The organism is Nostoc sp. KVJ3 (assembly GCF_026127265.1).
Taxonomy (GTDB): Bacteria; Cyanobacteriota; Cyanobacteriia; order Cyanobacteriales; family Nostocaceae; genus Nostoc.
Genome location: NZ_WWFG01000001.1, coordinates 496,056 through 515,556, shown reverse-complemented (window position 1 = coordinate 515,556; position 19,501 = coordinate 496,056). Strand labels below are relative to the sequence as shown.

At 41.1% G+C, this 19,501-nt stretch carries 6 protein-coding genes and 1 pseudogene; all 7 read left to right on the top strand.

The window, feature by feature from the left end; genetic code table 11:
- Positions 1-6: 6 nt before the first annotated feature.
- Positions 7-918, top strand: coding sequence for a hypothetical protein (locus GTQ43_RS02210; RefSeq protein WP_265270284.1), 912 nt, complete (start codon positions 7-9; stop codon positions 916-918).
- A 36-nt stretch (positions 919-954) separates the two neighbouring features.
- Positions 955-1,995, top strand: a complete 1,041-nt coding sequence (locus GTQ43_RS02205; RefSeq protein WP_265270282.1) for a TauD/TfdA family dioxygenase — start codon at positions 955-957, stop codon at positions 1,993-1,995.
- Between the two features lie 191 nt (positions 1,996-2,186).
- Entirely contained in the window at positions 2,187-12,224 is a 10,038-nt protein-coding gene (locus GTQ43_RS02200) for a non-ribosomal peptide synthetase (protein WP_265270281.1), read from the top strand.
- Positions 12,225-12,270: 46 nt separating this feature from the next.
- The gene (locus tag GTQ43_RS02195) at positions 12,271-13,032 is read left to right on the top strand and encodes a class I SAM-dependent methyltransferase (protein WP_265270280.1); all 762 of its coding nucleotides are present in this window, start codon (positions 12,271-12,273) and stop codon (positions 13,030-13,032) included.
- Positions 13,033-13,179: 147 nt separating this feature from the next.
- Positions 13,180-15,600: a non-ribosomal peptide synthetase gene (locus GTQ43_RS02190; RefSeq protein WP_265270279.1), complete on the top strand. Its 2,421-nt coding sequence runs from the start codon at positions 13,180-13,182 to the stop codon at positions 15,598-15,600.
- 26 nt (positions 15,601-15,626) lie between these two features.
- A complete protein-coding gene (locus tag GTQ43_RS02185) occupies positions 15,627-16,379 on the top strand; it encodes a phosphopantetheine-binding protein (RefSeq protein ID WP_414859085.1) in 753 nt (250 codons plus the stop codon).
- A gap of 258 nt (positions 16,380-16,637) precedes the next feature.
- Positions 16,638-19,304, top strand: a pseudogene (locus GTQ43_RS02180) (type I polyketide synthase); the annotation flags it as partial.
- Positions 19,305-19,501 lie beyond the last annotated feature (197 nt).

The window sequence follows — 19,501 nt, the reverse complement described above, 5'->3', positions numbered from 1 at the left end:
GTGTTAATGAATTTAATCCAGTTATTCAAGAATTTACTTCGCAATTTCAAAAAATTAATTTACCGCAATAATTTAATAAAATTGTCGTCTCTATATAACGATGCTAAATGGAGTGAGACTCATCGATTCGCTCAACATTACCAAAACCATTTTGCTCCATTGAAGCTGAAAAAACTAAAGATACTTGAGATTGGTATAGGCGGTTACGATGACCCAAAAGCTGGAGGCGATTCTTTAAGAATGTGGAGAAGCTATTTCCCAAACAGTATGATTTACGGTATTGATATCGTAGACAAAAAGTTATTAGAGTCCAGCAGGATTGAAATATTTCAAGGTAGTCAAGAGGATAAAAATTTCTTAGAAGGAGTTATAGATAAAATAGGGAAAATGGATATTATAATTGTTGATGGTAGCTCAGTAAATGAGCATCGCATAAAAACATTTAATATTCTCTTTCCCTTACTTAAAGATAATGGTATTTATGCAGAAGAAAATACTCATATATCTTATTGGCCAAGCCTGGGAGACAAATGGTCAAGCCTAAGTGAAAAAAGTGTTTTCCTGTCCAATCATGTGAACGTTGGTGGCAGCATTGATTTAAACGCATCTCACACCATAATGGCTATGTACAAAAGATTAACGGATGGTTTAAACTATCAAGAGTTTTTGAATCCTGGCTACTCTCCATCTTATTTTGATAAACATATTGTTGCTATGCACTTTTACCATAATCTAGTAATTACTTATAAAGGAAATAATAATGAAGGTAGCAACATTATTGAAAATAATACATTACACCCATTTGTTTTAGAAACACTTGGTGTAAATTCACTAGAAGAGCTAGGTATAAAATTACCTGAAGTTGATTTACCAAGTAAGCAAGGAACTGATTTAACTGCCAATCTTGAAAACAAATAGTAATGGGTAAATAATCAGAAGTCTAAAAGACAAATTATGGAAATTTCAGAATACGCAAAACTCAGTCTGAACTCATTAAGAGGGGTTAGACGGCAAGGTGTCAATGTTTCGCCAGCCGAATTGATTAAAATAGCACCTTTAGTAACGAAAAATTCTCTTCCTTTGCTTATTAAACCCACTGTAGATGGAGTGAATTTAGTTGCTTGGGTGGCGAGTAATCGGGAGTTGATTACAAATTATCTATTTAAGCATGGGGGAATCTTGTTTCGGAATTTTCAGGTGAAGAACTATCTGGAGTTTGAGCAGTTTATCAAAAGCGTGACTGGAGAGTTGCTGGAATATCGCGATCGCTCTTCACCACGCAGCCCAATCCAAGGTAATATTTATACTTCAACTGATTATCCTGCCAACTCCAGTATTTTTCTGCACAGCGAGCTTTCTTACGCCAAAACCTGGCCTTTAAAGATTTTCTTTTTTTGCATCCAACCTGCACAACAAGGAGGAGAAACACCAATTGCAGATACTCGCAAATTGTTGCAACGGATTGATGGTAGGATTTGCGATCGCTTCAGTCAAAAAGGAGTCATGTACGTTCGTAACTTTGGCGACGGCTTTGGCTTACCTTGGCAAACAGTTTTTCAAACAACCAATCCAGCTGAGGTAGAAGCATTTTGTCGTAGCAATGGCATTGAGTCCGAGTGGAAAGAGGGTAATCGCTTGAGAACCCGTCAAGTTCGTCAGGCGGTTGCTACACACCCACAAACAAATGAATTAGTGTGGTTTAATCACGCTGCCTTCTTTCATGTCTCAACTTTGGAAGCAAGCATCCGTGAGCCATTATTAGCAGAGTTCACAGAATCAGATTTGCCTCACAATACTTATTATGGTGATGGTTCAGCAATTGAACCTGCTGTGCTAGATGAAATTCGCTCTGCTTACCAACAAGAAATGATTATTTTTCCGTGGCAAGCTGGAGATATTTTAATGCTCGATAATATGCTCACAGCACATGGAAGAATGCCATTTTTAGGTGCGCGAAAGGTCGTAGTAGGAATGGCTGAAGAATTTAGTAATTAGGGAGCATCCCTTCAGGTGTAAGTTTAATTTACATACGGGATTGTGACTTACTCTAAAGGATAAAAAACGAACCGCAAAGGACACAAAGGGAAGAAAATTAAAAAGGGGTTTTTCGTCAGTTACGTATATTTTTTCCAAATTGGGATGCTTCCAGTAATTAAGATATTTAGTGCCAAATATAGAGAATCACAATGTTAGAGGAAATGCAAGGTTTTCGACTCTCACCCCAGCAAAAACATCTGTGGCAATTACAAGAAATTGACAATCTTCCCTATCGTTCTCAGTGTGCTATTTTGATTGAGGGAGATTTAGATGTCAATATCTTGAAATTAGTCTTAGAAAAAATTATTAATCGCTATGAAATCCTCCGTACCAACTTTCATTCTTTAGCTGGAATGACTATTCCATTACAGGTAATTGGGAAGCAGAAAATCAGTTTGGATAGAGTTTATGATTTGAGCAGTTTGACATCCCAAGAACAGGAAGACTCGCTGACAGCATTATTTCATCAAGTCAGTCAACAGCCTTTTGACTTGGTACAGGATTCTCCTTTGCAGCTATCTTTAGTGACTTTAGCGGCATCCAAATATGTATTAATTTTGAGCTTACCAGCGCTTTGTGCAGATAATGCGACACTGAAAATTTTGGTGCAAGAAATTAGTCAGTCTTATGCAGACTGGTTACAGGGGGAAGAATTAGATAACGAACCATTGCAATATGCAGACCTTGCTGAATGGCAAAATGAATTATTGGAAGGAGCAGAGACAGAAGCTGGTAGAGACTATTGGCAAAAACAAGATATTTCGTTGAATTTGCAAGGATTAAAACTTCCTTTTGAAAAGCAAAAGATTGACGAATTAATATTTAAACCCCAAATGCAAAGTTTTGCAATCGCTCCTGAATTAATAAAACAAATTGATATCCTAACTCAATATCAAGATACTTCAAAATCTGAGTTTTTATTAGCTTGTTGGCAGGTGTTGATTTGGCGGTTAGCCAAGCAAGATAACCTGACAATAGGCATGGCTTTTGCAGGGAGAAAATATCAAGAGTTAGACACAGTAATTGGGTTGTGTGCTAAAATTTTACCGTTACGTATTAATATAGAAATAGAATCCAAAATCCAAGATTTTATATATAAGAATAAAGAGATTATTCAGCAATTAGATAAAATACAAGATTATTTTAACTGGGAACAGATAGCAGGATTAATACCAAATACCTTACGCTTCTTTCCGCTTTGCTTTGAATTTGAGGAACAGCCAGCTAAATATGTAGCTGCTGATGTATCGTTTACCATTTATCAGCAGTATACCTGTATTGAGCGGTTCAAATTAAAACTTTCTTGTCTGCATCAAGATGATGCATTAACAGCAGCATTGCACTACGACTCTAGCGTATTCCAGGCAGAAGACATTAAACGCTTGATAGAGCAATTTCAGACTTTGATAGCTAGTGCGATCGCTAATCCAGATGCGACAATCAGTGAGTTAGAGGTTCTCGGTCAAATCGAGAGACAACAACTGCTGTGTGAGGTGAATAATAATCAGCGCGATTATCCACAAACTAAATGTATTCACCAACTGTTTGAAGAACAAGCACAAAAAACACCTGATAAGATTGCTGTTGTCTTTGAAAACGAACAACTAACTTATGCACAATTGAACAGAAAAGTCAATCAACTGGCTCACTACTTGCAGCAACAAGGAGTTAAGGCGGAAGTTGTAGTTGGACTTTGCATAGAGCGATCGCTAGAAATGATAATTGGATTATTAGGAATCCTCAAAGCTGGTGGCGCATACTTACCGCTAGATCCAACTTTGCCACAGGGAAGTCTAGACTTGCGTTTACAAAAAATTCACGCAGATATCATCTTGACACAACAGTGCTGGCTAAATATTTTGCCAACAGATGCAGCTAGGGTAATCTGTTTAGATACAGACTGGGAAGTTATTGCTCAAAATAAAGATGAGAATCCCATCTGTACAGCTACACTTGAGAATCTAGTCTATGTGCTATTTACCTCTGGTTCTACAGGTAAACCGAAGGGAGTTGCGATCGCACATCAACAACTTCTTAATTACGTCAATGCCATTATAGATAGACTAAACCTGCCAGCCGGGATCAATTTTGCCACTGTTTCCACCTTGGCTGCGGACTTGGGTAACACCGTTATCTTCCCTGCTCTTTGTACAGGAGGATGTCTGCATTTGATATCATATCAGCGTGCTACTGACTCAGCAGCTTTGGCAGAATATTGTCAAAAACATCCGATCGACTGTCTTAAAATTGTTCCCTCTCACCTAGCCTCTCTTTTGGCATCTTCTTGGGCTAAGTTAATTTTACCCAATCAGCGATTGATCCTGGGTGGTGAGGTTGCTAGTTGGCAGTTGATTGAGCAGATTCAAGAATATGCCCCAGACTGCCTAATCTTCAATCACTACGGCCCCACAGAAGCTTGTGTAGGTGTGTGTACCCTAGAGATTGTCCCTGGGCAGGTGGAGCGTCATTTGGCAGCAACAGTCCCCCTCGGTCGGTCAATTGCTAACACTCAAGTATATATTTTAGAAGAACACCACAAACTAGCTCCCATAGGAGTCAAGGGCGAAATCTACATCGGTGGTGCAGGTCTGGCTCGATGCTATCTCAATCAGCCCGACCAAACAGCTTTAAAGTTTATTCCCCATCTCTACAGCGACATACCGGGAGCGCGACTTTATAAAACTGGTGACTTAGGTCGTTATTTGCCAAACGGTACGATTGAATTTCTTGGTCGTATCGACAACCAAGTTAAAATTCGGGGCTTCCGCATCGAACTGGGCGAAATTGAAGCCGTATTAAATCAACATTCTAATGTGCAAGAGGTTGTAGTTTTAGCTAGAGAATCAGAGTCTGGGCAGAAATATCTGGTAGCTTTTGTTGTACCTTCCGAAGAATCGCCTTGTTTTATCAATGAACTGCGCGGCTATGTTCGCGAGCAACTGCCTGAGTATATGCTACCTTCAGCCTTTGTCATCCTCAAAGCATTACCATTAACTTCCAACGGCAAGGTAGATCGTCAGGCGTTGCGAGAACTTAATCCCGTGCGTCCTGAATTAGAAACCAGTTTGGCAACTCCTCGCACGCCAGTTGAAGAAGTACTAGCGGGAATTTGGATTGGGCTGCTTGGTATTGAACGTGTGGGCATCCACAATAACTTTTTTGATTTGGGGGGACACTCCTTACTAGCTACACAGGTTGTTTCCCAAGTGCGCGAAGCTTTCCAAGTAGAGATGCGGTTACGTAGTTTGTTTGAAACACCGACAATAGCCGGACTTGCGGAACTGATTGAAACGGCAATGAGGAGGGGACAGAACTCAGCAACTACACTTATCAATCAGGTAAAACGGGAGGGTGAGTTGCCACTGTCGTTTGCTCAACAGCGGCTGTGGTTCCTCAACCAGATGGAACCAGGTAATCCTTTTTACAACATATCCCGATCTGTACTATTAAAAGGTTCGCTCAACGTAGCAGCACTGGAGCAAAGCATCAATGAAATTGTGCGACGCCATGAGGTCTTGCGGACGAGCTTCACGGATGTAGATGGGCAACCCGTCCAAAAAATTGCTTCGGCGCTGAATATAAAGCTACCGATTATAGATTTGGGGGAATTGTCACAAGAAGAACGAGAAGTTGAGGTTCGGCGACTGGCTAGCTCACAAGCGCGACAGTCTTTTGACTTGACTCAAGATGCATTGCTACGAACTTCTCTGTTGCGATTAGAGGAGGAAGAACATATATTGGTGTTCACAATACATCATATTGTCGCCGATGGCTGGTCGGCAGGCGTGATTGTTCGGGAAGTAGCTGCACTTTACAAATCATTCTCTGGCGACAAGCCCTCATCACTGCCCAATCTGACTATTCAATATGCAGACTTTGCTATTTGGCAGCGACAGTGGCTACAAACAGAAATACAGTTATCCCAAATGGCTTACTGGAAACAGCAGTTAGGCGGAAACTTACCCATTCTGCAACTTCCTACCGATCGCCCTCGACCAGCCATTCAAACCTTTAGGGGAAGAAAACAGTCGTGGCAAATTTCCAAAGTTCTGACCGAAGCACTCAAGTCTTTTTCACGCCGGGAAGCAGTTACCCTATTTATGACTCTGCTGGCGGCGTTCAAAACATTGCTGTATCGCTACACAAATCAAGCAGATATTTTGATCGGCTCTCCCATTGCTAATCGCAATCGCAGTGAGATAGAGCCATTAATCGGCTTTTTTGTCAATACTCTTGTATTACGTACTGACCTGTCGGAAAATCCGAGTTTCAAAGAATTACTGCGGCGAGTTCGGGAGGTTACACTAGATGCTTATGCTCATCAAGATTTGCCCTTCGAGCAGCTTGTAGAAGAGCTACAGCCACAGCGGAATTTAAGCCACACACCTCTGTTTCAGGTGATGTTAATTTTGCAAAATGCCCCAATGGAGGTTTTAAAGCTTCCAGGAGTGATCCTGAGTCCGATGGAAGTAGAAACCGAAACAGCCATGTTTGATATAACCGTGTTTTTGACGGAAACCGAACAAGGGTTGATGAGCGTGTTCGAGTACAACAGCGATTTGTTTGATGCTGCCACAATTAACCGGATGCAGGGACATTTCCAGATACTACTAGAAGGAATTGTCGCCAATCCCGATCGGTGTCTATCTGACTTGCCAATCTTGACTGCAACAGAACAACAGCAACTGCTGGTGGATTGGAATCAAACATCGGCTGATTATCCCTCTAGTTGTATTCATCAGTTATTTGAGACTCAGGTAGAACAAACACCAAATTCCATAGCAGTCGTTTTTGAAGACCAACAACTTACTTATCAGGAATTGAATGTTCGTGCCAATCAGCTAGCACAATATTTACAAGGGTTGGGTGTAGTACCAGAAGTGTTGGTAGGTATTTGCGTGGAGCGATCGCTCGATATGGTGGTTGGATTGTTAGGCATCCTCAAAGCAGGTGGTGCTTATGTTCCTCTCGATCCAGCCTATCCGCACGAGCGTTTAGCATTCATGCTAGAAGATGCTCAAGTGTCGGTACTACTGACTCAACAGAAGTTGATGGAGATTTTACCGAAACATCAAGCAAAAGTAGTATACCTTGATACAGACTGGCAGAAGATTGTTCAACAAAGCAATTGTCATCCGATTAGCCAGGTAACTACTAAAGATTTAGCCTATGTGATTTACACCTCCGGCTCAACTGGCAAACCCAAAGGAGTGCAAGTTCCACACCGAGCGTTGGTTAACTTCTTAAGTGCCATGCGCCTTAACATCAGACTGACCCAGGAAGATATTCTCCTATCAGTCACAACATTATCTTTTGATATTGCAGCACTAGAAATTTACCTACCACTGATTGTAGGTGCTCGTTTGATAGTGGTCAGCCGGGAAGTCGCTGTTGACGGAACTCAATTATTAGAAAGGCTAATATCTTCTGGTATCACTGTCATCCAAGCCACACCAGCTACTTGGCGACTGCTTCTAGCCGCTGGGTGGCGAGGTCGTTGGTCACTAAAAGTCCTCTGCGGCGGTGAAGCCCTCGATCGCGAACTAGCCAATCAGTTGCTCGAACGAACTACTGAACTCTGGAATTTATACGGGCCAACAGAAACTACTATCTGGTCAGCTGCCCATCAGGTAGAGGCTACAAATAACGTAGAGGGTAGAGATGGGATCATTTCCATTGGCCGTCCGATTGCCAACACAGAATTTTATATTTTAGACGAAAACCTGCACCCGGTTCCCGTAGGGGTTCCGGGTGAACTACACATCGGTGGTCTAGGACTGGCTCTTGGTTATCTTAATCAACCAGAACTCACAGTACAGAAATTTATCCCTAACCCCTTTAACAACGCTTCAACTTCCCGGTTATACAAAACTGGGGACTTAGTTCGCTATCGACTAGATGGGACTCTTGAATACTTAGGGCGGATCGATCATCAAGTAAAGGTTCGGGGTTTCCGCATTGAACTCGGAGAGATTGAAACGTTGTTGAGCCAAAACCCAGAAGTGCAACAAGCTGTAGTTTTGGTGCAAGAAAGCCAACCAGACAACAAGCGCTTGATTGCATATATAGTTCCAAATTTACAATCCCAGAATCTAGACGAGTTAGGAGCGGGGACACCGAGTTATGACGAGCAGATTTCCCAGTGGAAAAGCGTTTGGGATGAAAATTATAGCCAAAGCTCTCCCGATCAAGAACCAACATTGAATTTGCTTGGTTGGAATAGTAGCTATACAGGTCAGCCTATTCCCACTCAACAGATGCACGAGTGGGTGGAGCATACAGTAGAGCGCATCCTTAATTTTAAACCCACCCGTGTACTGGAGATTGGATGTGGTACTGGTTTACTGCTGTTCCGAATCGCTTCTCACTGTACCCAATACTGGGGCACAGACTTCTCACAGTCAGTTATAGACTATATTCAGCAGCAATTAAGGTTACAGGCACAACCTCTGACACAAGTTACTCTTTGCCAGAGAGAGGCAGACAACTTTCAGGGGTTCGAGGCGGAAGCGTTTAACGCAGTCATCCTCAACTCTGTAGTACAGTACTTTCCTAATATCAACTATCTGCTTCAGGTATTAGAAGGCGCTGTAGCTTCTGTGGAACCTGGAGGCTTTATCTTTGTTGGAGATGTACGTAGTTTGCCACTTCTAGAGGCTTTCCATGCCTCGGTTCAGCTGTATCAAGCCCCCGCCTTGCTCTCCAAAACCCAGCTGCGCCAGCGTGTAAAACAAAGCCTTGAAAAAGAGCAAGAACTGGTCATTGATCCGGCATTCTTCATAGCTCTGAAGCAACATCTTCCACAAATCAGTCATGTTCGCATTTATCCTAAGCGTGGTCATCATCACAACGAGCTGACTAAGTTCCGCTATGATGTGATTCTCCATATTCAAGCTGAAGTGGATTCCGCTAAGGAGTTCCCGTGGCTGGATTGGCAGGAACAAGAGTTAACACTAACTTCTATCCGCCAGTTGCTACAGTTAACTAAACCCGATATGCTCGGACTACGACGTGTACCGAATGCACGTCTGTTAGCAGAAATCAAAACACTAGAGTTGCTCGCCAGTGATTCTCTAACTGAGACAGTAGAAGACATACGGCAAGCCCTACGGTCAGTCGTTACTGGATCTCAAGTAAATCCCGAAGACCTGTGGGCTTTGAACCAGGAATTGCCATACACCATCGACATTAGCTGGACAGATGCGATCGCGGATGGCAGTTACGATGTGATACTAACACGATGCCCGACGGTTCAGTTAGCGGATTTTCAAAAAATAGTTCCTTCTTTCCCTGGTGAAACAGTTCGCCCCAAACCTTGGACTTTTTATGCCAATAATCCTTTGAAGCCAAAATGGACTCGCGATCTGGTGCCACAGCTACGCCGTTTTCTACAGGAGAAACTGCCTGAGTATATGGTTCCCTCGGCTTTTGTAACACTAGAGGCACTGCCACTGACACCTAATGGTAAAGTGGACAGGCGATCGCTGTCAGCATCTGGTCTTACGGTTGAGTTGGAAGACATCTTTGTGGCTCCTTCTACCCCCGTTGAGGAGATACTAACCGGAATCTGGGTAGATGTTCTCGATCTTGATAAAGTAGGCATTCACAATAACTTCTTTGAATTAGGCGGGCACTCTCTTCTAGCTACTCGTGTAATTTCCCTAGTGCGGCAAGTTTTTCAGGTAGAGCTTCCCTTACGTCGCCTGTTTGAGAAGCCCACAATAGCAGGGCTAGCTAAGGACATTGAAAAAGCCACAAAGGCAGGCAATGGACTCGAAACAGCAAACATTGAGCGGATTTCACGCTCACAAGAGTTACCGCTATCTTTTGCCCAACAGAGACTATGGTTTCTTACCCAGTTAGATCCAAAAAGCCCTTCATACAATATGCCTACTGCTATTCGCTTAGAGGGGCAGTTGAACTTAACAGCACTACAGAAGAGTTTTAACGAAATTCTATGCCGCCACGAAGCTTTGCGAACTAATTTCAACACAGTACAAGGGCGACCCGTGGCAATCATCTCACCACTCACAGCACTACCCTTGTCAGTAATCGACCTGAGTGAGTTACCTTTTGTGCAACAAGATACTACTGTCAAACAACTGGCATTGGTCGAGGCGCAACAAACCTTTGACCTCAAAAGTGACCTTCTACTGCGGGTGAAATTACTGCACCTTAGTGAACAAGAACATATAGTGCTAGTGACCATGCACCACATTGCCTCTGATGGTTGGTCAATTGGTGTGTTAGTGCGTGAGGTGACAGCACTTTACCAAGCTTTTTGTAGTGGTAAACCCTCTCCACTTCCAGAATTACCCATCCAGTATGTAGACTTTGCTGTTTGGCAAAGACAGTGGTTACAAGGAGAGGTACTGGAAACTCAACTCGCCTACTGGAAGCAACAATTAGGTAACAACCTCCCTGTAATGCAATTATCAGATCGTCCACGCGCAGACATTAAAACCCATAGGGGTGGTTCTCAATCTTTTGTAATTTCTTCTCAAGATTACTTAGCACTGCAAACCCTCTCACGCAAGCAGGGTGTCACCTTATTTATGACCTTGCTAGCAACATTTCAGGTGTTGCTACAACGCTACACAAATCAAGATGACATTGTTGTTGGCACTGATGTTGCTAACCGTAACTTAGCTGAAACTGAATTATTGATTGGTTTCTTTGTGAATCTGCTTGTCTTACGCACCGACTTGAGTGGGAATCCAAGTTTTCGGGACTTGCTTGGGCGAGTGCGTCAAATATCATTAGGAGCTTATGCTCATCAAGACTTACCTTTTGAGGAATTAGTAAAAGCTCTACAACCTGAGCGGAATTTAAGCAACACTCCGCCATTATTTCAGGTATTATTTGTCCTCCAAAATGCGCCCATGCCACCTTTAGAATTAACAGGACTGACCTTAAGTTTGTTGGAAATTGAACACAAAGTAGCTAGGTTTGATTTAGCCCTATTTGTTACAGAAACAGAGCAAGGAATTTTAGGTAAGTGGCAATACAACTCTGACTTATTTGATGCCACAACTATCACCCGCATGACTGGTCACTTCCAGACACTTATTAACAGTATAATTTCACAACCTGATGCTCGAATTGGTAGCTTAGAAATGCTTACCGAAGCTGAAATAAAACAACAAGCTACACAAAAAAAAGAGCGCAGAGCTTTTAATCAGAAAAAGTTAATCGGTATTATTCCACAGGCTATTAGCTTATTACCAGAAAGATTGGTAAAAACTAATTATTTCCAACCAGGGCAAACATTTCCTCTCGTAATTCAGCCTACTACCGACGATATTGATTTGATAGCTTGGGCTAAAACTAATCATGAGTTTCTCCAAACAGAATTATTAAAGCATGGAGCAATATTGTTCCGAGGTTTTAATGTAGAGTCAGTTTCAGAATTTGAAAGTTTTGCTCAAGCAATTTCTCCCGACTTATTTGGTGATTATGGTGATTTACCTCGGACTGGAGAAGGTGGTAAAGTTTATGGTTCTACGCCTTATCCATCTGATAAAGCAATCCTTTTCCATAATGAAAGCTCTCATTTAAATCAGTGGCCTCTGAAAATTTGGTTTTTCTGCGTGCAACCAGCACAACAAGGTGGAGAAACGCCGATTATAGACTGTCGTAAAGCCTACAAAATAATTAATCCCAAGCTGCGAGAAAGATTAGATAGAAAACAATTAATGTATGTCCGTCACTACACAAATGGTCTGGATGTAAGCTGGCAAAAGTTCTTCCGTACCGACGATAAATCTACTGTAGAAAATTATTGTCGTCGGACTAAAATTGATTTTCAATGGTATGATAATAACAGTCTGATTACGCGCCAAATTCGTCCGGCTTTAGCAGTACATCCAAAAACGAGTGAGTCTGTATTCTTTAATCAAATTCAGTTACACCATATAGCGTACTTAGATGCAGAAGTTCGAGAATCTTTATTGTCTACCTTTGGAGATAAAAAGCTACCACGTAATGTTTATTACGGAGACGGTACTCCTATAGAAGACTCAGTTATTGCAGAAATAAATGAAGTTTATCAGCAGTCTCAGACTAGCTTTACTTGGCAAAAAAACGATATTTTGATGTTAGATAATATGCTAACTGCCCACGGGAGAAATCCATATATAGGTTCTCGTAAAGTTGTTGTAGCAATGGCAGAAATGGTTGATAAATAAGAATTTTAAAACTAGAAATAAATTTAATTTCAAGGAGGATGAATACTTGATACCTTCCCAAGAACGCAATACTAATCATGATGCGATCGCTTCTATCTACGACTTAAAAAGCCCACTAGAACGCCACGACATAGTGCTGGAGTGTATAGATAAATTAATCCTCAAAAATATTCCAGAAGAAGCGCATATTTTTGACCTCGGTTGCGGTACAGGACAAGTTGCCCAACGGCTAATAAAAAGAGGTTATCAAGTAACTGGGCTTGATAGCTCTGAAGCAATGCTTAATATTGCTCGTGAGAATGCACCAAATGCTGAGTTTATTCTAGATGATGCCCGTTATTTTAAATTACCACCAACTTTTCATGCAGTTATTTCGACAGATGTTGTTCTGAATTATATCCTTAGCACTGAAGAATTAGAGAATGCATTCCAAAACGTGTATGATGCCTTGCTAGAAAATGGTATATTTGCCTTTGAATTATATCTGGAAGAATTGTGTGAATCAAATTGGAAAAATAATGAGTCTGGTGGAGGTGTAAAAGATGATAATGTTTGGGTTGATATATGGAGCTACGATCAAAATATCAAAATAGGTCGAAAAGATACTACTAGATTTGAATTGATAAATGGCAACTGGCAACGTTTAGATAGAAGCTTTTTCTTAAAAGCTTATTCCGCAGCAGAGGTTAAAATAGCTCTGGAAAAAGTGGGATTCACAGAAATTAATATATATGATATTAACCGCGATCTGGAAGTAAAAAAAGCCTCCGAGACTGCTTGTATTATTTGTCATAAACCGCAAATTTAGATAAGTATATAGCACTCCTAAATCATTTCTAAAAATCTCTATTTCTTATCTCTCTGTGTTCTCTGCGTCTCTGCGGTTCGATTAAAAAATTATCTTTTCAGAACTCAGCGATATTGTATTTTCTTCGAGAAAAATAATGAAAAATATATGCCAAATCATCAAGTAACTCAAGGCTTTCGGCTTTCCCCTCAACAGAAGCGTCTTTGGTCATTACAGCAGTATAGTTCAGCTTGTGTTGCTCAATGTACCCTTCTTCTTGAAGGCAATCTCAAACAAGAAGTATTACAAGCAGCTTTACAACAAGTCATTATTAAACATGGAATTTTGCGTACAACTTTTCACTGCCTAGCTGGAATGAAAATTCCGGTGATGGATGTAAAAAATAGCAGTATTCTATCGTGGAATAACATCAATCTTAGTCATTGTGAACCCAAGGAAATCTCAATTAAAATTGCAGAGATTTTGCAAGCAGCAGCTCTTACTTTAAACTTTGAGCATAAGACACTATTAGATATATCTCTACTGACGCTATCAGTAAACAAATACATTTTACTTATTAGTCTACCTTCAATTTGTGCCGATACCTGGACACTCAAGAATCTGGTAACTGAAATCAGTAATTCATACTCTGCCTGTTTGCAAGATGACAGACTATCAGAAGAAGTTGTACAATATCTGCAATTCTCAGAATGGCAAAATCAATTACTTGTAGATGAAGAGGCAGAAGCAGCTAAAAAATACTGGCATGAGGAAAAGTTTTCTCCACTCGCTTCGTTGAAGTTACCTTTTGAGAGCCAGCCATTACAGCCATCAAAGTTTGAGATAGACTGCTGTCGATTAAAGATTACCCCTGATGTGACAGCCAAGATTTCCACCTTAGCTAAAAAATATAATACTTCCACTGCTGTTGTCTTGCTAGCTTGCTGGCAAACGCTGATTTGGCGATTTACAGGAGAGCCAAATATCGTGATTGGTATGGCTAGCGATCGCAGAGACTATGAAGAACTATACAACTTATTAGGACTTGTTGCTACTTGGTTGCCAATTAATAGCCATTTCACACCAGATTTACGCTTTCAAGAAATTGTAGAACTAACTAATCAGACTATAGAAGCTAATGCAGAATGGCAAGATTATTTTGTACCCGAACCGATAGAAAATCATCATCAGCTAGCTTTTCCCATCGGTTTCGAGTTTGAGCAGATACCAGAAAAACTCTTTGCTGGCGACGTATCATTTTCTCTTGAGCAATATTTCAATTGTATTGAACAATTTAAAGTAAAACTTACTTGTACTCAACGCGAGGATTATTTAACTACAGAGTTCTACTACGATATAAATTATTTTGCAGCTGATACTATTGAACGTATAGCCAGACAATTTCAATCTTTATTAAATAGTGTAACTGCTAATCCCGAAGAGAAAATTAGCCGATTAGAAATTCTCAGCCCAAGCGATCGCCAACAGCTATTATTCGAGTTTAACCAAACAAATATTGACAAGACACAAAATATATGTATTCACGAATTATTTGAAGCACAAGTCCAAAAAACACCGGATAAAATTGCCGTTGTCTTTGAAAACCAGCAATTAACTTACGCACAGCTGAACAGCAAAGCCAATCAGCTTGCCGACTATTTACAGCAGCGAGGAGTCAAGCCGGAAGTTGTAGTAGGACTTTGCACAGAGCGATCGCTCTTGATGATTATTGGACTTTTGGGTATCCTGAAAGCTGGTGGAGCCTATCTACCGCTAGATCCAGCCTTACCCAAGGAAGGTTTTGCTAGCCGATTGCAGGATATCGAAATACCACTGATCTTGACACAACAGCGATTAGTCGATAGTCTGCCAATAGATGTAGCACAGATAGTCTGCTTAGATACAGATTGGGATAGCATTGCTCAGTGCAAAAATGAAAATCCCACCAGTGAAGTGACAGCCCAGAATTTAGTTTATGTCTTGTTCACCTCTGGCTCTACTGGTAAACCGAAAGGAGTTGCGATCGAACACCGACAACTGCTGAATTACCTTCACGGAATTACACAGAGGTTAGACTTCTCAGCAACAAACAACTTTGCCACTGTTTCTACCTTGGCTGCTGACTTGGGTAACACCGTGATTTTTGCCGCTCTTTCTACTGGCGGATGTCTGCATATATTATCCGCCGAGTGTGCTACTGACTCCGCAATTTTGGCAAAATACTGCCACAACCATCCCATCGACTGCCTCAAAATTGTCCCCTCTCACCTCGCCACTCTTCTGTCCTCTGCACCATTCGATTCCATCTTGCCCCGCCAGCAGCTAATTTTGGGTGGTGAAGCTGCAAGTTGGCAACTTATTGAGCAGATTCAACAGCAAGCACCATCCAGTTTAATCTTCAATCACTACGGGCCTACAGAAGCCACCGTGGGGGTTACTACCTTTGCAGTTGAAAATCAGCAAAATCATACACAAACAGTACCCCTTGGTCGTCCACTTGCCAATACGCAGATTTATTTGCTGGATGAGCAACTACAACCAGTACCCATTGGCGTATCGGGGAGTTATACATCGGTGGTGCAGGGTTAGCTAGAGGTTATCTGAATCAGCCTGATTTGACAGCAGAAAAGTTTATTCCCAATCCTTTTGCAGAGACGGGTTCGCGTTTATATAAAACTGGTGATATAGCTCGTTACTTACCTGACGGCAATATCGAATTTATTGGACGAGTCGATCGCCAAGTAAAAATTAGGGGCTTCCGCATTGAACTTGGAGAAATTGAAACCATCCTGTCTCAACATCCGCAAGTGCAACAGGCTGTAGTGGTAGTTCGGGAAAGCGATCGCAATAAATCCTTAGTAGCCTACCTTGTTTCTAAGCAAACACTCAATGTTAGCGAATTGCAAAGATTTCTCAGGGAGAAACTACCAGAATACATGATGCCCTCAACTTTCATCATGTTAAAGGCTTTGCCACTAACATCTAATGGTAAAGTTAATCATAATGCGCTCCCAGAATCAAATGGCGATCGCCCAGAATTGGCAGCAACTTATGAACCACCGCAAACTGAGGTAGAGCAAACCATTGTTAATATCTGGGAACAGATGCTTCATGTTGAAAAGGTGGGCATTCATGATAATTTCTTTGATATTGGTGGTCATTCATTATTGCTTGTGCAAGTTCATGCCAAACTCAGAGAAGTTTTTCCCACAGATATATCAGTTCTTAATTTATTTGAATATCCAACTATTAACTCCTTGGCTAAATATTTAACGCATAAACAGATTGAAATATCTTCTTTTGAGGAAAGTACTCAACGCGCTGAAAGTCGCACTACTTCTAGGCAGTCAAGAGCGCAATATCGGTAAAATTATTTTATTTAATACTAATTGTATGAAGAGGCGCTAAAACATAATAGGAAGAAGAACGAACTACAGAGACAAGGCAGCGCAGTCTTGGGGTCTCCCCAAGTGGAGCATCTGGCGTGGTTTCCCCCATGAGCGACTGCCGCGCAGAGAACACAGAGATAGGAGGGAGAGATAGAGAGAGGAAAATACTTGTTTATGATTACTATGAAAAGCTTAATCGCCACGAATGCAAATCATCAAGAAGGAAACATTAGCAAGATGGATAGCGGAGAAACGCAAAATCAAATAGGTGATTTAGATATAGCTATTATCGGTATGTCTGGACGGTTCCCTAAAGCTAGGAATCTTGATATTTTTTGGCATAATCTCCGAGATGGGTTGGAAGCAATTTCATTTTTTTCAGACCAAGAACTGGAATCTATGGGGGTAGATGGAACTACACTGAATGAACAAAATTATGTCAAAGCAAATGCTGTATTGGAAGATATAGAATTATTTGATGCTGCATTCTTTGATTACTCTCCCAAGACAGCAGAAATAATTGATCCACAGCAACGCCTCTTTTTAGAAACAGCTTGGCAAGCTCTGGAAAGTGCTGGCTATGATTCTAAAAGTTATCAAGGCCGAATTAGTGTTTATGGTAGTGCTAGTATTAGTAGTTACTTTTTATTCAATCTTTTTTGCAATACTGAATTAATAAAATTTGTTGGTTTTGACCAAATTAGACATCACAATCGTACAGATAATCTCACTACACGAGTTGCTTATAAATTAGACTTAAAAGGTTCAGCTATCACTGTTCAAACTGGATGTTCTAGTTCTTTGGTTGCTGTTCATTTAGCTTGCCAAAGTTTAATAGATCGTGAATGTGATATAACTTTGGCTGGTGGAGTTTCTATAACTAACTTACAAAAGACTGGCTATGCTTATCAAGAGGGTGGAATTTTGTCTCCTGATGGACATTGCCGCGCCTTTGATGCCAAAGCGCAAGGAACTGTTGGCGGTGATGGTGTGGGTATAGTTATTTTAAAACGATTGGCAGATGCGATCGCAGATCAAGATCATATTCATGCTGTAATCAAAGGTTCTGCCATTAATAATGATGGTTCTGCCAAAATTGGCTATACGGCTCCTAGTATTGATGGTCAAGCCAAGGTGATTGCTGAAGCTCTAGCCATCAGCAGAATCGAACCTGATATGGTCAGTTATGTAGAGGCTCATGGCACCGGCACAATTTTAGGAGATCCGATTGAAATTGCCGCGTTAACTAAATCTTTTCGCGCCAGAACTCAGAAAAAGAATTTCTGCGCCATTGGTTCGGTAAAAACAAATATCGGCCATTTAGATACCGCAGCTGGTGTTGCAGGTTTAATCAAGACTGTTCTTGCGCTTAAACACAAGCAAATACCGCCTAGTTTGCACTTTCAAGAACCATCACCCCAGATTGATTTTGCTAACAGTCCTTTTTACGTTAATGACAAACTTTCCGAATGGAAATCAAACGGACATCCTAGACGCGCAGGGGTTAGTTCCTTTGGTATTGGTGGCACGAACGCTCATGTAATTCTAGAGGAAGCCCCGGTAGAGAAGCAGGAGGAGCAGGGGAGGAAATATCATCTGTTGATTGTTTCTGCAAAAACGGAATCAGCGTTAGAAGCAGCTACGGCAAATCTGGCTAATCACCTCAAACAGCATCCCGATTTAAATTTAGCTGATGTTGCTTACACTCTGGGGGTAGGTCGTCGAGCTTTTGACTATCGGCGGATGGTAGTTTGTCAAGATATTGATGATGCAATCAAAGTTTTAGAAACCAAAGACTCGCAACGAGTTCTCACGCACTATCAAGAACCAAGTGAGCCAGAAGTTGTTTTTATGTTTCCTGGTCAGGGATCTCAGTATGTAAATATGGGTCGAGAACTATACCAAACTCAGCCAATTTTTCGGGAACAGGTTGATGATTGCTGTGAACAACTTAAACCTATTTTAGGGTTAGACTTACGCACTATTCTTTATCCCCTCGCAGAACAGACCGAATCGGCTACTCAGCAGTTGCGACAAACTCACATTACTCAGCCGGCGTTATTCGTAATTGAATATGCTCTAGCACAATTGTGGATAGCTACGAAAGTGTATCCTAGTGCAATGATTGGCCACAGTATGGGTGAATATGTCGCTGCTTGTTTAGCTGGGGTATTTTCTTTGGCGGATGCATTGATGTTAGTTGCTACTCGTGGACAACTGATGCAAAAACTACCTTCAGGGGCAATGTTGGCTGTAGCGCTATCAGAGAAAAAAGTTACGCAGATGCTAGGTGATAAACTCTCCTTAGCGGCAATCAATGCACCAGAGCGTTGTGTAGTTTCTGGACTAAGCGCAGAGATTGAAGATTTGCAAAACCGCTTAACCAAGCAAGGGATTGACTGTCGTTCTCTGCATACTTCCCACGCATTTCATTCTCAGATGATGGACTCTATTATTGAGCCATTTACTAAATTCTTGGCAAAAGTCAATCTTAATCCTCCAAAAATTCCTTTTTTATCTAACGTAACTGGCACTTGGATTACTCCAGATGAGGCAACAGATAAGAGTTATTGGGCTAAACATTTGCAGTCGTCAGTCCGCTTTGCTGATGGCATTAATGAATTGTGCAAACAGCCAAATCGGATTTTTTTAGAAGTTGGTTCTGGTCGGACTTTAAGTACTTTAACTAAACAACAAGTCCAGGAAAAGTTGGTGCTTTGCTCTATAGGTCATCCCCACGAACAACAATCTGATGTTGCATTCTTATTAAATACTCTGGGACATTTATGGCTGTATGGTATACAAGTAGATTGGTCAGGATTTTATGCCAATCAAAAATATCATCGCCTTCCTTTACCGACTTACCCTTTTGAACGAAACAAATATTGGGTTGAGTCTCCTAGAGTTAATAAGTCAAATATATTGAATGGAAAAGACAATAATAATCAAAAGTCGCAGAATCAAAAAGATGACGCTCAGTTCAATTATCTGGAAAAGAAATCACAAAATTTGCTTTTTGAATCACAGCAAAATAATATTCTCTATTTGAATGACAAAATTGAAAAATGCGATCGTCGGATTAAGAAAATAATAAATGGTCA